This is a genomic window from Lactobacillus corticis (assembly GCF_018327645.1).
Lineage (GTDB): Bacteria > Bacillota > Bacilli > Lactobacillales > Lactobacillaceae > Lactobacillus > Lactobacillus corticis.
Map to the genome: position 1 here is coordinate 1 of NZ_BMAY01000093.1, position 201 is coordinate 201.

Annotated in this window: 1 pseudogene; it reads left to right on the top strand. The window is 41.3% G+C overall.

Annotated elements, in window-relative coordinates:
* Positions 1–8: 8 nt before the first annotated feature.
* Positions 9–201: pseudogene (locus KI210_RS08880) on the top strand (RNA-guided endonuclease TnpB family protein); the annotation flags it as partial.

The window sequence follows — 201 nt, forward strand, 5'->3', positions numbered from 1 at the left end:
ATCAGATGATGAAAAAGCATCTCGATGAACTATGCGACTATCGTCGCTATTGTTGGAACCAAGGGCTGGCTTTATGGAATGATATGTATGACGAATCTCTAATTATGGACAACAAAAAACTGCGTCCTAGTGAAAGAAAAGTACGTAATATTCTAGTAGCAGAGAAAGCCGACTGGCAATATGCGCTTTCAGCACGGTGCT